This is a genomic window from Amycolatopsis sp. NPDC004368 (genome assembly GCF_053602515.1).
On the sequence record NZ_JBSGDT010000034.1, the window covers coordinates 66882 to 84360 of the forward strand.

The following is a 17479-nucleotide window of genomic DNA, read 5'->3' on the forward strand; positions in this document are numbered from 1 at the left end:
TCACTGCCGATTCCGCTACGCCGATTCAGGTAAACCAGGTTCCCGCACGGTGAACATCTGCTGACAACGGTTTCGTTTCCGCGCGAGAGGATGCGACGATCACCGGGTGACGACGCCACGTGCGGTCCGGTTCGCCTTCCAGCCGATGTACAGCCTGCACACCGGCGGCGTTGTCGCGTACGAAGCGCTCGCCCGGCCCGGTAAAGGAACCGCCCACGAGCTGCTCGCCGAAGCCCGCCGCGCCGGCCGGCTCGCCGAGGTCGACCTGGGCCTGGCCGCGGCCGCCGTGCGCCAGGAAGCCGAGCGCCCGAGCGCGCTGCCGCTGCACCTGAACATCTCCGCCCGCACGCTCGCGTCGGGCCCCGCCGCGTTCGACGAGCTGATCGCCGAGCTCGGTGCCGCGGGTCGCCGGACGCGCGACGTGGTCCTCGAGATCGGCCCGCCGTTCACGCACCTGCCCGGAGATCGGCTTTTGGGTGGGATGCGCGCCTTGTCGGAACTGGGTTTCCGGCTGGCGCTCGACGGACTCGGCCGCGGCGACCTCCCGCTCGCCCTGCTGGCGCAAGCGCCGGTGGATCTGGTGAAACTCGACCGGAGTGTGCTGCGCGGCCTGCCGGACGAACCGGCGTCGGTCGCGGTCGTCGAGTCGCTGCTGCACTTCACCACGCGCACCGGCATCCGGCTCGTCGCGACGGGCATCGAGACCGGTCCGCAGCTCGACGCGGCACAGAGCCTGGGCGTGCGCATTGCCCAGGGCAACTTGCTGGCGCCGCCGGCCGCGCACCGCAGCGCGCCCGCGGCCGGCGCCGTGGTGCCCGACGACCGCCGCTCGCCCGCGCCGCCCACCGCGCCGCGCGTCGGCGACTTCCTGCGCCCCGCCACCACCCTGCCGTCCGACGCGACCTGCGACGACGTGCGCGAGGTCCTCGCGGCGGCCGACGCGCCGACCGGTGTGATCGGCGTCGACGACCAGCGCCGTCCACGGTGGTCGGTGGACCGCACGCGGTTCCTGGTGGCCGTGACCGGTCCGTACGGCCACGCGCTGCACGCCAAGCGCCCGGCCGAGCGGCTGGCCGACAAACCGCACACGATCGACGCCACGGCGAGCGCGCTGGAGTTCCTGGAGCTCGTGACCGACGCCGATTGGGGCCGCACCGGCGACGACGTGGTGGTGGTCGACGAAGCGGGCCGCACGGTCGGCGTGGTGCTGGTGACCGAGGTGGTCCGCGGGGTGGCCGAGGCGAAGGTCGAGGAGGCCGTGACCCTCAACCCGCTCACCCGGCTGCCGGGCAGCGAAGCCGTCGCGCGCGATGTCGAGCGCCGCATCTCCACGGGCGAGCAGTTCGTGGCGGCGTGGCTCGACGTCGACTCCTTCAAGTCTGTGAACGACAACGCGGGTTTCGCCGCGGGCGACGACCTCATCCGTGCCCTGGGCGAGACCCTCATCGGCCTCTCGCGGCGCCTGCAGCGCATGCGCGTGAGCCACGTCGGCGGCGACGACTTCCTGATCGTCTGCGACGTCGACGAGATCGGCACCGTGGCCGCGGCCCTGCTCGACAAGCGTTGGTCGGCCGAGGGCCTGCCGGTCACGGTCTCGCTGGCCACGCTCGTCTGCGGCAGCGGCTCCATCTCGTCCTACCGCGACGCGTCGCGGCTGCTCGCCCCGCTGAAGAAGCGCGCGAAGGCCGTGCCCGGTTCGAGCTGGGTCCTGAGCCGCCCGGGCTCCGACCGCGTCGAGGTCCTGCGCGGCATCGGGCGTGACGTGGCCGTCAGCCGCTCTGCCTAGCGGGGAGTGCCTGCGCCTCGGGAGCTCCGAGGCGCAGGCGTGCGAAGACATCAGTAGACGCCGGCGGTGACCCGGGTCCCCCAGCCCCGCTCAGCCCCGAACCCGTTGCGCCACAGCTGCTGCACCTTCGTCGCCTCGGCCGCGCTGGGCTTGGCGTTGGTGCACGACGTGCCGGGCCCGTGGCCGGACATCAGCTCCGAACACGGACCGTCGTAGTCGTCGGGCAGCCCGAGGTTGTGCCCCAGTTCGTGCGCCGCGATCCGCGTCGGGGCGAACCCTTCGGCGACCTGGGACGTGTCCAGGTAGATATCGCCGTGCCCGTGGCCGTCCGTCTGCGTGTACGACCCGCCGCTGTGGATCTCGTGAAACACCACCGTCGCCCCGGACGAGCGCTTGACCAGCTTCACGTCGGTCACGGCCGCGTTCCAGTTCGCCGCCCCCTGGTCGATCTGCGCGACGTAGTCGGGTGCCCCGCTCGACGTGTAGTACACCGTGGTCACCGCCGCGGCTTCCGCGCCCGGCCCCGCGATCAGCCCGACACCGAGCGGCGCCGCCACCGCCACCGCGATCGCCGCGATACGCCCGAACCCGCGTGCCCTCATTCGCGTCTCCTTCACCGAATTGTCCGATCCGGCCACCGGCAACCCGGCAACCGCGGTTCGAACCACGAGGTTAGGAGTTCACCATTCGCCGAGCCACGTCCGAAAGTAGGTGACCCGGCACGGTCGGTCACGACCAGGTCGGCTTCTCGGCTGTCTTGCGACGTCGGCCGGCTGACCGCACGCCGGTCACGATCGCGCCGGCGAACCCGAGCAGGAACAGCACCGCACCACCGGCGGCCAGCAGCCGCGCGTTGACCGGGCCGGTGTCCTCGACGGTCGCGCCCGGCAGGCCGGCGTCGGTGAACGCTGTGGTGGGCTTCAGCGTTTCGGCCCAGAACGGCCCACCGGTTGCCACGGCGACACCGTCCACCTTGGACAACGGGACGGAGCCGGTCTCGAGGGCGTAGGGCTTGACGACAAAGCGTGAGTCGAACGAATTGTCCCGCGTGTCCCCCGCGACGAAGACCGACCCCGGCGGCACTTTCGCCTCGAAGGCCACAGCGGCGTCGGCGGGCGAAACCGCCGGGTTGAGGTAGGGCTCGGCCACCGGCTTGCCGTTCACCACGGTCCGTTTGCCGAGGTCGCAGCAGCGAATCTCGTCACCGCCGACCGCGATCACCCGCTTGAGGAGCTTGCCGCGACCTTTTTCGGGAAACGCGTCGGCCTCGAACACCACCAGATCCCCGCGGTGCACTTCGTGACGCTCGTAGATCACCGTGGTTCCCGAGACCACGGTGGACGCCATCGAACTGCCCTGCACACTCACCCAGTGGTAGCTGAACACTTTCACGACACCGCTCGCCGTGAGCACCGCCCCGACCACCGCGAGCAGCGCGAAGACCGCCAACAGCGGCGAAAACCGCCGCTGGACGTGCACTTGAGGTGGTGCGGGCGGGAAATCGGGTTCGGTCACGTTCATCTATCGTGCCCGTTGCGCGAGCGTTACCCGGTTTCGCCGTCTGCCGGCGCGCGTGATGATCACGATCAAGCCGGCGAAGCCGAGCAGGAACAACGCGGGACCACCGACCGTCAGGTCCCGCCCCACCGGCAAGCCGATGTCCGCGGCGGACGCTCCGGAGAGGCCGGCGTCGGTGAAAGCCGTGGTGGGCGTGAGGGTCACCGAGGAGAAGATCGTGCCCCTCGCCACAACCACACCGTCCACCTTGGACAGTGGAACGGCGCCGCCGCCTGGTTCGTCGACGAATCTGCGGGAGCCGTCGGAGATGTCGCGTCTGTCGTTCTCCACGAAGATCGAACCCGGCGGCACCTGGGCCGTGAACTCGTAGGCGCCGGCCGAGAGCGGGACCACCGGATCGAGGTAGGGCTCGGTGATGGCCTTGCCGTCGACCCGCAGCCGGTGGTCGGGCCCGCAGCACGCCACCCGGTCGCCGCCGACGGCGACCACGCGCCGGATGAGGTGGTAGCCGGGTGGTGTGTCGGGAAAAGCGTCGGCCTGGAAGGACACCAGGTCGCCCCGGTGGATGTCGTGGCTGCCGGCCCAGTGCAGCACCATCGGCTCGTCGGCGCCCATCGTGGCTTCCATGGAGAGTTCGCCGACCCGCACCGTGGTGTAGCCGAACACCTTCACCACCCCGGTCACCGCGAGCACGACGCCGGCCACCACGAACACCACGAAAAGCGCCGGGAGCGGCGAAAACCGGCGCGCGCGAGGCGGTGCCGGCGGGGAAGCCGGGAAGTCGGTCACGCCCCTCTATCGGGCCGGTCCCACCGGCGTTACCCGGTCCTCGGCGAATACATGATCACCGCGACACCCGCCAGGCACAGCAGCGCCCCGATCACGTCGAACCGGTCGGGCCGATACCCGTCGGCCACCACACCCCACGCGAGCGAGCCCGCCACGAAAACGCCGCCGTACGCGGCGAGGATGCGGCCGAAATGGGCGTCGGGCTGCAGTGTCGCGACGAACCCGTAGAGCCCGAGCGCCACGAGGCCACCGCCGATCCACGCCCAGCCACGGTGTTCGCGCACGCCCTGCCAGATCAGCCACGCGCCGCCGATCTCCAGCACCGCCGCCGCGACGAACAGCGCGATCGACTTGAGGACCGTCATCGGCCGAAGGGATTGCCGAGCGGGCCCAGGTCGAAGGTGGCCACCGTCGGAGTCCACAGGGGATTCACCGCGAACGCGACCGCCCCCGCGAGCGCCACCACACACGTGAGCCCCCCGAGCAGCACACCCCGGCGGGCCAGGTCACCGTGGCCCCCGTAGTCGCGCCCGCCGCCGGTCAGCCCCAGCACGATCGCCAGCACGCCGGCCAACAGCCCCACGAAGAACAACGCCCCCAGCACCAGCAGAAACACCTGGCCCACGATCGGGTACACGGGCCCCGCCTCCATCCGCGGCCGCACCAGCAACAACGCGACCCACGTCGCCACGACCAGCATGAAGCCCACCGCCGCGATCGCCACCGCCGCGATCGCCACCGCCGCGACGGCCTGGCCTCGCCGGGGTTCCCGCTCGTTGTCCGGTTCGGTCATGCCCCAGTCATAGCACCCGCGCCCGGGTTTCGTCGGACCTTCCCGGTAGCTCCACCGCCATGCATTCCGAGGCTTGAGGCCCGCACAGCCGACTACCCAGCTCTCAGCGCTGCGCATCGACCGCCGCACGCCGCTCGCCGAGGCCCCGCGCTCTGGCGCCGCTTTTCCCCGGAGCGCGAGGCACCGTGGTACACCGAATCAAGCGACACTGTATAGACCGTTATACAACCACGACCACAAAACAGGCCACCCCGCCAACCAGCGAAGTGGCCTGTTCCGAGAATCAGACAGTGAACCCGAGCGCCCGCAGCTGCTCGCGGCCGTCGTCGGTGATTTTTTCCGGGCCCCACGGCGGCATCCAGACCCAGTTGATCCGGAAGTCGCTCACGAGGCCGCCCGAGGTCAGGGCCGCGGAGGTCTGGTCTTCGATCACGTCGGTGAGCGGGCAGGCCGCCGAGGTGAGCGTCATGTCCAGCGTGGCGGAGTTGTCGCTTTCCACGCGGATGTCGTAGACCAGGCCGAGGTCGACGACGTTGATCCCGAGCTCCGGGTCGACGACGTCGCGCATCGCCTCTTCGATGTCCTCGATCTTGGCGATGTCGGCGGGCACCGACGTCGCCGACTGCTGCGGCAGGTCCGCGGCGGTGCGCCCTTCGCGGGGGTCCGCCGCCTGGTCCGACAAGGGCTCCGCCGAGGGAACCACGGTCTCTTCGCTCATGCCTTCTCAGCTCCTGTGGTGGTGCGGGCCACGGCGTCCTTGAACGCCATCCAGCCGAGGAGGGCGCACTTCACGCGCGCCGGGTACTTGGCGACGCCGGCGAACGCGATCCCGTCCTCCAGCACGTCTTCGTCGGGCTCGACCTTGCCCTTGCCCTGCATCAGTTCCACGAAGGCGTCCATCGTGGTGAACGCCTCCTCCACGGTGTGGCCGGTGACGAGGTCGGTCAGCACCGACGTGGACGCCTGGCTGATCGAGCAGCCCTGCCCCTCGTAGGAGACCTGCTCGACCTTCCCGTCGGTGACCTTCACGCGCAGCGTCACCTCGTCGCCGCAGGTCGGGTTGACCTGGAACGACTCGGCGTCGAACGGGTCGGCCAGACCGCGCCCGTGCGGGTTCTTGTAGTGGTCCAGGATGATCTCCTGGTACATGCTCTCGAGGTTCACTTCGCGACCCCGAAGAACTTCTGCGCCTCGCGGATCCCGTCGACGAGGGCGTCCACTTCGGACAGTGTGTTGTAGAGGTAGAACGTGGCGCGCACGGTGGCCGGCACGGAGCACGCCCGGTGCAGCGGCCACGCGCAGTGGTGGCCGACGCGCACGGCGATGCCGAGGCTGTCGAGCACCTGGCCGGCGTCGTGCGGGTGCACGCCGTCGATCACGAACGCCACGGCCCCACCGCGGTCCGCCATGTCGGTGGGCCCGACGATCCGGACCCCGTCGATGGCGCCGACCCCGGCGAGCGCGTGTTCGGTGAGCTGGTGCTCGTGGGCGGCAACGCGGTCCATGCCGACGGCCGAGAGGTAGTCGACGGCCGCGCCGAGGCCGATGGCCTGCGACGTCATCGGCACGCCGGCCTCGAACCGCTGCGGCGGCGGGGCGAACGTCGACCCCTCCATGCGCACCAGCTCGATCATCGAGCCGCCGGTCAGGAACGGCGGCATGGCCTCGAGCAGCTCGCTGCGCCCGTAGAGCACGCCGATGCCGGACGGCGCCAGCATCTTGTGCCCGGAGAACGCGGCGAAGTCCACGTCGAGCGCCCCCAGGTCCACGGCCCCCTGGCCGTAGACCCCGTGAGGCACCGACTGGCACGCGTCGAGCAGCGTGAGCGCGCCGACCGACTTCGCCTTGGCCACGAGCACGTCGACCGGGTTGATCGTGCCGAGCACGTTGGACTGGTGCGCGAACGCGACGAGCTTGGTGCGCGGCGTGATCAGCTCGTCGAGCTCCGACAGGTCGAGCCGGCCCTCGGGCGTGACCTTGAACCACTTCAGCGTGGCCCCGGTGCGCTGGCACAGCTGCTGCCAGGGCACGAGGTTCGCGTGGTGCTCCATCTCGGTGATCACGATCTCGTCGCCGGGACCGACCGCAAAAGACGCAGCAGCGCTCGTCGGATCGGTGGCCGCGTTGCTCATCGCGTACGCCACGAGGTTGATGCCCTCGGTGGCGTTCTTGGTGAACACGAGCTCCTCCGGGGAGGCACCGACGAACTCCGCGATCCGCGCGCGGGCGGACTCGTAGGCGTCGGTGGCCTCCTCGGCCAGCTGGTGCGCGCCGCGGTGCACGGCGGCGTTGGAGCTCTCGAGGAACGCGCGCTCCGCGTCGAGCACCTGCACGGGGCGTTGCGAGGTCGCACCGGAGTCCAGGTACACCAAGGGTTTCCCGTCGCGCACGGTGCGGGACAGGATGGGGAAGTCGGCACGCAGTGCCGCCACGTCAAGGGGAACAGAGTTGGTCGGGCTGTTCGAGGCCGTGGTGGTCATCGAGCCAACTCCTCTCGGTGTAGTCGGGAACTTCCTGCGAAAGGCTCTACAGAGCAGCGGGCTCGGACTTGCCCACGTACTTCACGTAGCCGTTCTCCTCCAGCTCGTCGGCGAGCTCCTTGCCGCCCGACTCGACCACGCGCCCGTCGGCGAAGACGTGCACGAAGTCCGGGGTGATGTGCCGGAGGATGCGGGTGTAGTGCGTGATCAGCATGACGCCGACCTCGTTGCCGTTCTTGTACTCGTTGACGCCCTCGGAAACCACGCGCAGCGCGTCGACGTCGAGGCCCGAGTCGGTCTCGTCGAGGATGGCGATCTTCGGCTTGAGCAGCGCCAGCTGCAGGATCTCGTGGCGCTTCTTCTCGCCGCCGGAGAAGCCCTCGTTGACCGAGCGCTCGGCGAACTCCTGCGAGATGCCGAGCTTGCCCATCTCCTCCTTGACCTCCTTGACCCAGTGGCGCAGCTTGGGAGCCTCGCCACGGACCGCGGTGGCCGCGGTGCGGAGGAAGTTGGACATCGAGACGCCGGGCACCTCGACCGGGTACTGCATGGCCAGGAACAGGCCGGCGCGGGCGCGCTCGTCCACGCTCATGTCGAGCACGTTCTCACCGTCCAGCAGCACCTCGCCGGAGGTCACCTGGTACTTCGGGTGGCCGGCGATGGCGTAGGACAGGGTGGATTTGCCCGAGCCGTTGGGGCCCATGATCGCGTGGGTCTCGCCCGACCGGATGGTCAGGTTCACGCCCTTGAGGATCTCCTTGGCGCCCTCTTCGGTCGTGACCGAGGCGTGCAGGTCCTTGATTTCCAGCGTTGCCATTCTCAGTTTCCTAAAGTCTTATGTGGACGGACGAGGGCTGGGCTCAGACGCCCACGGCTTCGAGCTCGGCTTCGATCGCGGCCTCGAGGCGCTCGCGCACCTCGGGAACGCCGATCTTGACCAGGATCTCGTGGAAGAACCCGCGCACGACCAACCGGCGCGCGGCATCCTCGGCGATCCCACGCGACTGAAGGTAGAACAACTGCTCGTCGTCGAACCTTCCCGTCGCGCTCGCGTGGCCGGCGCCTTCGATCTCGCCGGTCTCGATCTCGAGGTTCGGCACCGAGTCCGCCCGCGCACCCGGCGTGAGCACCAGGTTCCGGTTGAGCTCGTAGGTGTCGGTGGCCTCCGCGGCCGCCCGGATCAGCACGTCGCCGATCCACACGGCGTGAGCACCGTCACCCTGCAGCGCGCCCTTGTACATCACACGCGACCTGCAGTGCGCCACGGCGTGGTCCACGAACAGCCGGTGCTCCTGGTGCTGACCGGCGTCGGAGAAGTAGACGCCCAGCATCTCCACGTCGCCGCCGGGCTGCGCGAAGGCCGCCGTCGGCGAGATGCGGACCAGGTCGCCGCCGAGCGTGATCACAATGTGCTTGAGCGCCGCGTCGCGGCCGAGCTTGAGGTGCTGCTCGGACACGTGCACCGCGTCGTCGGCCCAGTCCTGCACGCTGACCACGGTGAGCTTCGCCGAGTCGCCGACCACGAACTCGACGTTGTCGGCGTAGGTGCCCGAACCCACGTGGTCGAGCACGACCACGGCCTGCGCGAACGGCTCGACGCGGACCTGCAGGTGCCCGTAGGCCACCTCGCCCTCGCCCGGGCCGTGGATGCGCAGCGTGGACGGCTTCGACGCCTCGGTCTCCTTCGGCACCGTCACGACGGTGGCCTTGCTGAAGGACGAGTACGCCTGGGCCGCGATGCGGTCGCTCGGCACGCCGGCCTCGCCGAGGCGCCCGTCCTCGCGGCCGACCGTCTCGATCGTCAGCTCGGGCGCGGCGTCGGTCTCCAGCGTGATCTCGCCCGACGCGACGGCCGTGCCGTCGTGCAGGCCACGCAGGCGCTTCATCGGGGTGAAGCGCCAGTTCTCCTCACGCCCGCCCGGGACCTCGAAGGCCTCGACGTCGTAAGAGGTGAACCGCTCCGCGCGGGAAGCCGCGGGGACAACCGCGCCTTCCCGCAGCGACTCGGAAACGTTGTTCTCGGTAACCGACATGACTAGCCGACGGACCCTTCCATCTGGAGCTCGATCAGGCGGTTCAGCTCGAGCGCGTACTCCATCGGCAGCTCACGCGCGATGGGCTCCACGAACCCGCGCACGATCATCGCCATCGCCTCGGCCTCGTCGAGACCGCGCGACATCAGGTAGAACAGCTGCTCTTCGCTGACCTTGGACACCGTGGCCTCGTGGCCCATGGACACCTCGTCGTTGCGGATGTCCACGTACGGGTAGGTGTCCGAGCGCGAGATCGTGTCGACCAGCAGCGCGTCGCAGACCACGCTGGAGCGCGAGTGGTGCGCGCGCTTCGCCACGCGGACCAGGCCGCGGTAGGAGGTGCGGCCGCCGCCGCGCGCCACCGACTTCGACACGATCGTCGAGGAGGTGTGCGGCGCGAGGTGCTCCATCTTGGCGCCCGCGTCCTGGTGCTGGCCCTCGCCCGCGAAGGCGACCGAGAGGACCTCGCCCTTGGCGTGCTCGCCCATGAGGAAGACCGACGGGTACTTCATGGTCACCTTGGAACCGATGTTGCCGTCGATCCACTCCATGGTCGCGCCCTCTTCGCACTTGGCGCGCTTGGTGACCAGGTTGTAGACGTTGTTCGACCAGTTCTGGATCGTCGTGTAGCGGCAGCGGCCGCCCTTCTTCACGATGATCTCGACGACCGCCGAGTGCAGCGAGTCGGACTGGTAGATCGGCGCGGTGCACCCCTCGACGTAGTGCACGTAGGCGTCTTCGTCGACGATGATGAGCGTGCGCTCGAACTGGCCCATGTTCTCGGTGTTGATCCGGAAGTAGGCCTGCAGCGGGATGTCCACCTTCACGCCCTTGGGCACGTAGATGAACGAGCCGCCGGACCACACCGCCGTGTTCAGCGCGGAGAACTTGTTGTCCCCGGCCGGGATCACGGAACCGAAGTGCTCCTGGAAGATCTCCGGGTGCTCCTTGAGCGCGGTGTCGGTGTCCAGGAACAGCACGCCCTGGGCCTCCAGGTCCTCACGGATCTGGTGGTAGACGACCTCGGACTCGTACTGCGCGGCGACACCGGCGACCAGACGCTGCTTCTCCGCCTCGGGGATGCCCAGCTTGTCGTAGGTGTTCTTGATGTCCTCGGGAAGGTCTTCCCAGCTGGCCGCCTGCTTCTCCGTGGACCGAACGAAGTACTTGATGTTGTCGAAATCGATCCCGGAGAGGTCGGCACCCCAGTTCGGCATCGGCTTCAGCTCGAAGAGCTTGAGCGCCTTCAAGCGGGCTTCGCGCATCCACTCCGGCTCGGACTTCTTCGAGGAGATGTCGGTGACGACGTCCTCGTTCAGCCCGCGGCGGGCGGTCGAGCCCGCCTCGTCGGAGTCGGCCCAGCCGAACGCGTACTTGCCAAGGGACTCGATGGTCTCTTCCTGGCTCAGTGGCGCGGTGGTGGGAGTGCGCTGCTCGGCAGCGGCAGTCATGCGGGTTTCCCTCCATTCGGGATCCGTGCTGTACGCCCCCGGTCCGCCCGCGCCGGTCGCGTCGCCGCAACCGCCTCGGTCGTCCCGGAGGGCCTGGTGCTGTCCGGCTCGGGAAGGGCCGGGATACCCGTCGTGACGGCGGGTACGTGTGTGGTGCACGCGTTGTCGCCGCGTGCGATCGTCGCCAGCCGCTGCACGTGCGTGCCGAGCAGCCGGGCGAACGCCTCGGTCTCGGCCTCGCACAGCTGCGGGAACTCCGCGGCGACGTGCGCGACCGGGCAGTGGTGCTGGCACAGTTGCTCACCGACACCGACCTGGCGGGTCGACGCAGCGTAGCCCTCCCTGGTCAAGGCCGTGGCCAGGGCCTCGGCCCGCTCCGCGGGATCACTCGAACCGGTGATGGCCGAGCGGTGCGGACCCACCAGCGCGTCGACGCGGCTCTGGGCGAACGCCCGCACGGCGTCTTCCCCGGCGTGCTCGGCGAGGAAGCGGATGGCCGACACGGCGAGGTCGTCGTAGGCGTGCCCGAACCGGGCGCGGCCGGCCTCGGTGAGCAGGAAGAACTTGGCCGGGCGGCCTCGCCCGCGCGGCCCGCGCCGGGGCGCGTCGCGGGTTTCGGCCTCGCCGTCGGCCACCAGCGCGTCGAGGTGCCGGCGCACGGCGGTGGGGCTGATGCCCAACTGCTCGGCGACCACGACGGCCGTCATCGGACCCTGTTCGAGCAGCAGGCGCGCGACCTCGTGGCGGGTGCGTCCTTCGGCGAGGCTGGCCGGGCTGACCTGCACGGGAACGCCGACGTCCGCGGTGCGCGGCTGATCGCCGTGCTCCTCGCAGACCTCTGCCCGAGGCGTCCCGGTCTTTTTCACAACACAAGTGTGTCTTATTTCGTCCGCCGGGGCAAAGGCGGGGTGTCCGGCAGTGACCCGAGTCACGGGGAACGGGAGTCGATACCCTTCGTGACGTGGCAGTCGGCGAGCACCCCGTGCAGCGGGACCCGGAAGTGGGCCTACCCGGCGACACGGCGACGGCCGTGGCGCCGCCTTCGCCCGTGCTCCCGCGCGAGCCGCAGCCGCTCGACCAGGCCGAACACCGCGGTCTCGGCGTGGTCCGCCGCTTCGGCACGGTCGGCTCGCTCTTCCTCGCGCTCGGCTCGCTGGGCGCCGGCGCGGCCCCGGTGATCAACCCGGTGCAGGACCTGCCCGTGCTGCGCCTGTTCACCCGCATCCCCACGGTCTCGCTCGCCATCGCGTTCTCCGGCATGGGCATCCTCGTGCTGAGCTGGCTGATGCTCGGCCGCTTCGCCCGCCCCGCGAGCGCCCGGCTGGCGAGCCAGGGCCAGCTCGCGCGCACGATCGCGATGTGGGTGGCGCCGCTGCTGCTCATCCCGCCGCTGTTCTCCCGCGACGTGTACAGCTACCTCGCGCAGAGCGAGATCGTGCACCGCGGGATGGACCCCTACTCCCTCGGCCCGGCCCAGGCCCTCGGTGTGGGCGACCCGCTCACCGCGGGCGTGGCGAACATGTGGCGCGAGACGCCGGCGCCCTACGGGCCGCTGCTGCTGCGCCTCGGCGGCTGGCTCGCGCCGATCGGCGGCACCGACATCGTGGTCGGTGTGCTGCTGCAGCGCGGGCTCGCGCTCGTCGGCGTGGTGCTCATCGTGTGGGCCGTGCCGCGCCTGGCGCGCCGCTTCGGTGTGCAGCCGGCGACGGCGCTGTGGCTGGGTGCGGCCAACCCGCTGCTGATCTTCCACTTCATCGCCGGCGCCCACAACGACTCGCTCGCCATCGGGCTCATGGTGGCCGGGCTGGAGGTCGGCATCCGGCGCCTGCCGGTGCGGATCAAGGGCGACTCGCCGCCACCCCTGGCCAAGGGTGAACTGCTCTGCATCGCGCTCGGGGTCGCGATCATCACCCTCGGGGCGGCGGTCAAGGTGCCCGCCCTGCTCGCGTTGCCGTTCTTCGCGGTGATGGTGGCGCGGCGCTGGCACGGGCGGCTCAAGGACCTCGTGTGGGCCGGCGTGCCGATGGCGCTGCTGTTCGGCGTGGTGCTCGTGGCCGTCACCGTCGGCACGGGCCTGGGCTTCGGCTGGATCGGCGCGCTCGGCACGCCGGGCCTCGTGCGCGCGTGGATCTCCCCCACCGCCGAGCTCGCGAACCTCACGGGCGTGCTCGGCATCGCGCTGGGGCTCGGCAACCACACCGACGCGCTCGTGCCCATCATCGGCGCGCTGGGGTACGTGGTGACCGCGTTCGTCACCTTCAAGTTCCTGTGGGCCAGCTTCAAGTGGCGCTACCGCCCCATCATCGGGCTCGGCGTGTCCCTCGGCGCGGCGCTGCTCCTGCAGATCAACGTGCAACCCTGGTACGTGCTGTGGGCCGTGATCCCGCTCGCGGCCGCCGCGGGCACGTCCCGCTTCCGGGTCGTGGCCACCGTGGTCAGCGCGGGGCTGCCGTTCCTGCTGCCGCCCACCGGCAGCTCGTTCGACGGCCACGCCTACATCCTGCCGTGGGCCTACGGCGCCGCCGTGCTCGTGACGCTCTGCGGGCTCGCGCTGGTGTACCGGGTTTCGCCGCTGCTGCTGTCGAGGACGTCCCCGGAACGGCCCCCCGTGGCGGACGTCGTATCGTGATTCGTTGTGGACAACCCCGCCGTCGAGATCACCGGCCTGGTGAAAAGCTACGGCTCCACCACCGCGGTCGACGGGATCGACCTGCGGATGGAGCGTGGCTGCCTGCTGGCCCTGCTCGGGCCCAACGGCGCGGGCAAGACGACCACCGTCGAGATCTGCGAAGGATTCCGCAAGCCTGACACCGGAACCGTCCGGGTCCTCGGCCTCGACCCCGCGAAGGACGGCGCCCGGCTGCGCCCGCGCGTCGGCATCATGCCGCAGGGCGGCGGCGCCTACCCGGGCGTGCACGCCGCCGAGATGCTCGGCCTGGTCGCGTCGTGCGCGGCGCACCCGCTCGACCCCGGGTGGCTGCTCGACGTGCTCGGGCTGGCCGGCGCCAAGCGCACCCCGTTCAAACGGCTCTCCGGCGGGCAGCAGCAACGGCTTTCGCTGGCGTGCGCGCTCGTCGGTCGCCCCGAGCTGGTGTTCCTCGACGAGCCGACCGCGGGCATGGACCCGCAGGCCCGGCGCCTGGTGTGGGACCTGCTGGCCGCGCTGCGCGCCGACGGTGTGAGCGTGCTGCTCACCACCCACCTCATGGAAGAGGCCGAGGCGCTGGCCGACCAGGTCGTGATCGTGGACCACGGCAAGGTCGTGGTCCAGGGCTCGCCCCACGCGCTGACGCTGGAAGAGGGCGACGCCGCGCAGCTGCGGTTCCGCGCGCGCACGCGGCTGGACCTGTCGCTGCTCACCGCGGCACTGCCCGAGGGCTACCGGGTCAGCGAGTCGTCGCCCGGCTCGTACCTGGTGGAAGGCGCGGTGGATCCGCAGGTGGTGTCGACCGTCACGGCGTGGTGTGCGCAACAGGGTGTGCTGCCCGAACAGCTGCAGGTCGGGCGGCGCACGCTGGAAGAGGTTTTCCTGGAGCTGACCGGACGGGAGCTGCGGGCGTGAGTACGACGTTCCCGGAGGGCACCTTCACCCCCGCGCCGGGCCGCGGGCCGCTGGGGAAGATGCTGCGCACGCACGCCCGCGTCGAGGCCGCTCTCACGCTGCGCCACGGCGAACAGCTGCTGCTCACGCTGATCATCCCGCTCGCGCTGCTCATCGGCCTGAGCCTGCTCGACGTGCTGCCCGCGAGCCAGCTCGGGTCTGCGTCCAAAGTAGACTGGATCACCCCGCGGATCCTCGCGCTGGCCGTGATGTCCTCGGCCTTCACGGGCCAGGCCATCGCACTGGGCTTCGACCGCCGCTACGGCGTGCTCAAGCGCCTGTCCGCCACGGCGCTGCCCCGCTGGCTGCTCGTGACCGGGCGGGTGGTCGCCGCGCTCGTGGTGGTCGTGCTGCAGTCGCTCGTGATCGGCGTGGTGGCGGCGTTCCTGGGCTGGTCGCCCTCGGGCGCCGGAATCGCTTCCGCCGTGGTCCTGCTGGTACTCGGGACCGGCGCGTTCGGCGCCCTCGGCGTGCTGCTCGGCGGTGCGCTGCGGGCCGAGGCGGTGCTGGCGCTGGCCAACATCGTGTGGTTCGTGCTGCTGCTCGCCGGCGGCATCCTGCTGGCACCGTCCGCGCTGCCGACGGGCCTCGTCGTGGTCGTCTCGCTGCTGCCTTCGGGTGCGCTCGCCGAAGGCCTGCGCTCCGCACTGGTCGACGGCCACTTCGCCGTGGGACCGATGGCGGTGCTCGCGGTGTGGGCCGTGGCGGCGGGACTGCTCGCCACCCGCACGACGAAGCTCACCTGAGTTCTTTTCGCCGCGGGCGTGAGGCACGCCATAGCGCAAAAGGACTTCTCGCCGGATAAGCGGAATTGCCGAGTGCGCGGACAAATGCGCACGTGGTTGTGCCGAACAAAGAGCCCGGAACACGCGCGAGTACGATTCCCTTCGTGCAACTTCGCAGTTTGATCGCGCGCCTGCCCTACCCGACCGCCGCCGTGCAGAAGGCGGTCGGAATCGCGTCCGTGGTGGCGATGAGTGGAATCGGCGTCACGGGGTCCGTCGTGCGGGTCACTGGCTCCGGCCTCGGCTGCCCCACGTGGCCGCAGTGCGTGCCGGGCAGCCTCGTGCCGAAGCACGACCCCGGGATCGACGCGGTCCACCAGTGGATCGAGTTCTCGAACCGCATGCTCACCGGCGCGGTCATCATCGTGGCCGCCCTCGCGGTGCTCGCCGCGTGGCGCATCCTGATCGACCACCCGAGCCGCAAGCGCCTGGTGGCGCTGGCGTGGACGATGCCGGGCGGCGTCGTGCTGCAGGCAGTGCTCGGCGGGATCACGGTGCTCGCGAAGCTGGAATGGTGGACAGTCGCGATCCACTTCCTCGCGTCCACGCCGTTGATCTGGCTGGCCGTGCTCTTGCTCAAGGCCTTCGGCGAAGGTGACGAACCCGCGCGCCCGCTGGTGCCGGCGCTGGGCCGCAAGGTGCTGGTGCTGCTCACGGTGCTGATGTGGGCCGTGCTGATCGCGGGCACCACCGTCACCGGCGCGGGCCCCCACGGTGGCGACATCAACACCCACCGCCTCGCCGCGCCGATCGAGAAGCTCGCGCAGGCCCACAGTGGACTCCTGATCGGGTACCTCGTGGTCCTCGCGGTGTTCGGCCTGCAGCTCATGCGCGTGGGCGCGCCCAAGAGCGTGTGGCAGCGCTACGCGTGGGTGTGGGCCGTCGCGCTCGCGCAGGGGGTGCTGGGGACCGTGCAGTACGCGCTCGGTGTGCCCGAGGCCATGGTCTCCTTCCACGTGCTCGGCTCGGCGCTCGTCATCGTCGTCACGGCCACGCTCTGGACCGGCACCCGCGACCGCGGCCCGGTCGTGTCGCTCGAACCGGCGCCGGCGGATCGCGAGCTCACGCCGGCGAGCTGACTGGCCGGCCCACGCCGGGCTTCGCCCCGGACGGCCACGCCTTCGTAACTCTCCGGAGGCTCGCCGTCGGCACAGCGGACAGAACGGGCACCTACCCTTCGGCTGGAGAATCGCCCTCCGAAGCGCCCGAGGTGACGCTCATGACGTCCGTCCCGTCCAGCACCGTGAAGCCGCTGATCTCCGGACGCCGGGGGCCGGCGGAGATGATCGTGCTCAAGACTTTTCTGCTGGTGCCGTTCGTGGCGCTGATCGCGGCCGTGCCGTTGCTGTGGGGCTGGGGCCTGAGCTGGGTCGACGCGGCGCTGTTCGTGGTGTTCTACACCTTCGGCACGCTCGGGGTGACCGTCGGCTACCACCGCTACTTCACGCACGGCGCGTTCAAGGCGCCGCGTGCGCTGCGGATCGCGCTGGCCGTGTCGGGCAGCATGGCGGTGCAGGGTTCGGTGATCTTCTGGGTGGCGAGCCACCGGCGCCACCACGCCTTCGCCGACCGGGAAGGCGACCCGCACTCGCCGTGGCTGTTCGGCACGTCGCCGGCTGCGCTGCTGCGCGGGTTCTGGCACGCGCACATGGGCTGGATGTTCAAGCGTGAGGTGACCAACGCCGACCGCTTCGCCCCCGACCTCGTCGGTGACGCCGACCTGCGGCTGGTGAACCGGTTCTTCGCGCTGTGGATCGCGCTCAGCGTCGCGCTGCCGGCCGCGATCGGCGGGCTGGTCACGATGTCGTGGTGGGGCGCGGTCACGGCGTTCTTCTGGGCGGGCCTGGTGCGCATCGCGTTGCTGCACCACGTGACCTGGTCGGTGAACTCCATCTGCCACCTCGTCGGCGAGCGCCCCTTCGCCAGCCGCGACAAGGCCGCCAACTTCTGGCCGCTCGCGATCCTGTCCATGGGCGAGTCGTGGCACAACTCCCACCACGCCGACCCGACCTGCGCTCGCCACGGCGTGCTGCGCGGTCAGGTCGACGTGTCCGCTCGGGTGATCTGGCTGTTCGAACGCTTCGGCTGGGCCGGCGACGTGCGGTGGCCGCGGGCGGATCGCCTGGCGGCCAAGCGAAAGCAGCCCGCCTAGTGTCCTGAGTCATAATTTCGGGGCCAGTGGTTAGGGTGTTGTGATGCCGAATCCGAAACTGCCGCCGTTGGTGTTGAGTGACGAGGAGCGC

General features: G+C 70.4%; 18 protein-coding genes. 6 read left to right on the top strand and 12 right to left on the bottom strand.

From position 1 onward, the window contains the following. The first annotated feature begins 106 nt into the window (after positions 1-106). Complete coding sequence (locus ACWEOE_RS33730; RefSeq protein WP_452016397.1) at positions 107-1786, top strand: EAL domain-containing protein; 1680 nt, start codon at positions 107-109, stop codon at positions 1784-1786. Between the two features lie 50 nt (positions 1787-1836). On the opposite strand, the gene ACWEOE_RS33735 is transcribed toward ACWEOE_RS33730, so the two are convergent. The 12 genes from ACWEOE_RS33735 to ACWEOE_RS33790 all read right to left on the bottom strand — a co-directional run bounded on the left by ACWEOE_RS33735 (position 1837) and on the right by ACWEOE_RS33790 (position 11716). Further along, positions 1837-2388 (bottom strand): snapalysin family zinc-dependent metalloprotease, encoded by a 552-nt coding sequence (locus tag ACWEOE_RS33735; RefSeq protein ID WP_452016399.1) that lies wholly within the window; start codon positions 2386-2388, stop codon positions 1837-1839. A gap of 127 nt (positions 2389-2515) precedes the next feature. Continuing rightward, positions 2516-3301, bottom strand: a complete 786-nt coding sequence (gene lepB, locus ACWEOE_RS33740) for a signal peptidase I (RefSeq protein ID WP_452016401.1) — start codon at positions 3299-3301, stop codon at positions 2516-2518. A 6-nt stretch (positions 3302-3307) separates the two neighbouring features. Continuing rightward, positions 3308-4093 (bottom strand): signal peptidase I, encoded by a 786-nt coding sequence (gene lepB, locus ACWEOE_RS33745; RefSeq protein WP_452016403.1) that lies wholly within the window; start codon positions 4091-4093, stop codon positions 3308-3310. Positions 4094-4122: 29 nt separating this feature from the next. After that, entirely contained in the window at positions 4123-4458 is a 336-nt protein-coding gene (locus tag ACWEOE_RS33750) for a YnfA family protein (RefSeq protein ID WP_452016404.1), read from the bottom strand. Beyond that, positions 4455-4886 carry a hypothetical protein gene (locus ACWEOE_RS33755; RefSeq protein ID WP_452016406.1) on the bottom strand — a complete coding sequence of 144 codons (432 nt, stop codon included), beginning with the start codon at positions 4884-4886 and terminating at the stop codon, positions 4455-4457. The genes ACWEOE_RS33750 and ACWEOE_RS33755 overlap by 4 nt, the downstream gene beginning before the upstream one ends. Positions 4887-5169: 283 nt before the next feature. Next, the gene (locus tag ACWEOE_RS33760) at positions 5170-5604 is read right to left on the bottom strand and encodes a metal-sulfur cluster assembly factor (RefSeq protein WP_452016408.1); all 435 of its coding nucleotides are present in this window, start codon (positions 5602-5604) and stop codon (positions 5170-5172) included. Continuing rightward, positions 5601-6050 (bottom strand): Fe-S cluster assembly sulfur transfer protein SufU, encoded by a 450-nt coding sequence (gene sufU, locus ACWEOE_RS33765; protein ID WP_452016410.1) that lies wholly within the window; start codon positions 6048-6050, stop codon positions 5601-5603. The genes ACWEOE_RS33760 and sufU overlap by 4 nt, the downstream gene beginning before the upstream one ends. Continuing rightward, positions 6047-7366, bottom strand: coding sequence for a cysteine desulfurase (locus tag ACWEOE_RS33770; protein ID WP_452016412.1), 1320 nt, complete (start codon positions 7364-7366; stop codon positions 6047-6049). Before ACWEOE_RS33770 ends, sufU begins: the two co-directional genes overlap by 4 nt. A gap of 46 nt (positions 7367-7412) precedes the next feature. After that, positions 7413-8183, bottom strand: a complete 771-nt coding sequence (gene sufC / locus ACWEOE_RS33775; RefSeq protein WP_452016414.1) for a Fe-S cluster assembly ATPase SufC — start codon at positions 8181-8183, stop codon at positions 7413-7415. Between the two features lie 43 nt (positions 8184-8226). Next, positions 8227-9399, bottom strand: a complete 1173-nt coding sequence (sufD, locus tag ACWEOE_RS33780) for a Fe-S cluster assembly protein SufD (RefSeq protein WP_452016416.1) — start codon at positions 9397-9399, stop codon at positions 8227-8229. 2 nt (positions 9400-9401) lie between these two features. Further along, on the bottom strand, positions 9402-10850 hold the full coding sequence (gene sufB / locus ACWEOE_RS33785; RefSeq protein ID WP_452016418.1) for a Fe-S cluster assembly protein SufB: 1449 nt from the start codon (positions 10848-10850) through the stop codon (positions 9402-9404). Then, entirely contained in the window at positions 10847-11716 is an 870-nt protein-coding gene (locus ACWEOE_RS33790) for a helix-turn-helix transcriptional regulator (RefSeq protein WP_452016420.1), read from the bottom strand. Before ACWEOE_RS33790 ends, sufB begins: the two co-directional genes overlap by 4 nt. A 134-nt stretch (positions 11717-11850) precedes the next feature. On the opposite strand from ACWEOE_RS33790, the gene mptB reads away from it, so the two are divergent. The 5 genes from mptB to ACWEOE_RS33815 all read left to right on the top strand — a co-directional run bounded on the left by mptB (position 11851) and on the right by ACWEOE_RS33815 (position 17388). Next, complete coding sequence (gene mptB / locus ACWEOE_RS33795) at positions 11851-13479, top strand: polyprenol phosphomannose-dependent alpha 1,6 mannosyltransferase MptB (protein WP_452016434.1); 1629 nt, start codon at positions 11851-11853, stop codon at positions 13477-13479. A 6-nt stretch (positions 13480-13485) separates the two neighbouring features. After that, positions 13486-14412, top strand: coding sequence for an ABC transporter ATP-binding protein (locus ACWEOE_RS33800; protein ID WP_452016422.1), 927 nt, complete (start codon positions 13486-13488; stop codon positions 14410-14412). A gap of 59 nt (positions 14413-14471) precedes the next feature. Beyond that, positions 14472-15197, top strand: a complete 726-nt coding sequence (locus ACWEOE_RS33805) for an ABC transporter permease (protein ID WP_452016436.1) — start codon at positions 14472-14474, stop codon at positions 15195-15197. A 143-nt stretch (positions 15198-15340) separates the two neighbouring features. Beyond that, positions 15341-16315, top strand: coding sequence for a COX15/CtaA family protein (locus ACWEOE_RS33810; RefSeq protein ID WP_452016424.1), 975 nt, complete (start codon positions 15341-15343; stop codon positions 16313-16315). Between the two features lie 140 nt (positions 16316-16455). Then, positions 16456-17388 (top strand): acyl-CoA desaturase, encoded by a 933-nt coding sequence (locus ACWEOE_RS33815; protein WP_452016426.1) that lies wholly within the window; start codon positions 16456-16458, stop codon positions 17386-17388. Positions 17389-17479 lie beyond the last annotated feature (91 nt).

What these genes read in the sequence shown, in the direction of transcription:
- ACWEOE_RS33735 (WP_452016399.1), bottom strand. Translation starts at nt 2,388, where the DNA reads ATGAGGGCACGCGGGTTCGGGCGTATCGCGGCGATCGCGGTGGCGGTG.
- ACWEOE_RS33815 (WP_452016426.1), top strand. Translation starts at nt 16,456, where the DNA reads ATGACGTCCGTCCCGTCCAGCACCGTGAAGCCGCTGATCTCCGGACGC.
- ACWEOE_RS33770 (WP_452016412.1), bottom strand. Translation starts at nt 7,366, where the DNA reads ATGACCACCACGGCCTCGAACAGCCCGACCAACTCTGTTCCCCTTGAC.
- ACWEOE_RS33755 (WP_452016406.1), bottom strand. Translation starts at nt 4,886, where the DNA reads ATGACCGAACCGGACAACGAGCGGGAACCCCGGCGAGGCCAGGCCGTC.
- sufB (WP_452016418.1), bottom strand. Translation starts at nt 10,850, where the DNA reads ATGACTGCCGCTGCCGAGCAGCGCACTCCCACCACCGCGCCACTGAGC.
- ACWEOE_RS33805 (WP_452016436.1), top strand. Translation starts at nt 14,472, where the DNA reads ATGCTGCGCACGCACGCCCGCGTCGAGGCCGCTCTCACGCTGCGCCAC.
- sufD (WP_452016416.1), bottom strand. Translation starts at nt 9,399, where the DNA reads ATGTCGGTTACCGAGAACAACGTTTCCGAGTCGCTGCGGGAAGGCGCG.
- sufC (WP_452016414.1), bottom strand. Translation starts at nt 8,183, where the DNA reads ATGGCAACGCTGGAAATCAAGGACCTGCACGCCTCGGTCACGACCGAA.
- ACWEOE_RS33760 (WP_452016408.1), bottom strand. Translation starts at nt 5,604, where the DNA reads ATGAGCGAAGAGACCGTGGTTCCCTCGGCGGAGCCCTTGTCGGACCAG.
- ACWEOE_RS33750 (WP_452016404.1), bottom strand. Translation starts at nt 4,458, where the DNA reads ATGACGGTCCTCAAGTCGATCGCGCTGTTCGTCGCGGCGGCGGTGCTG.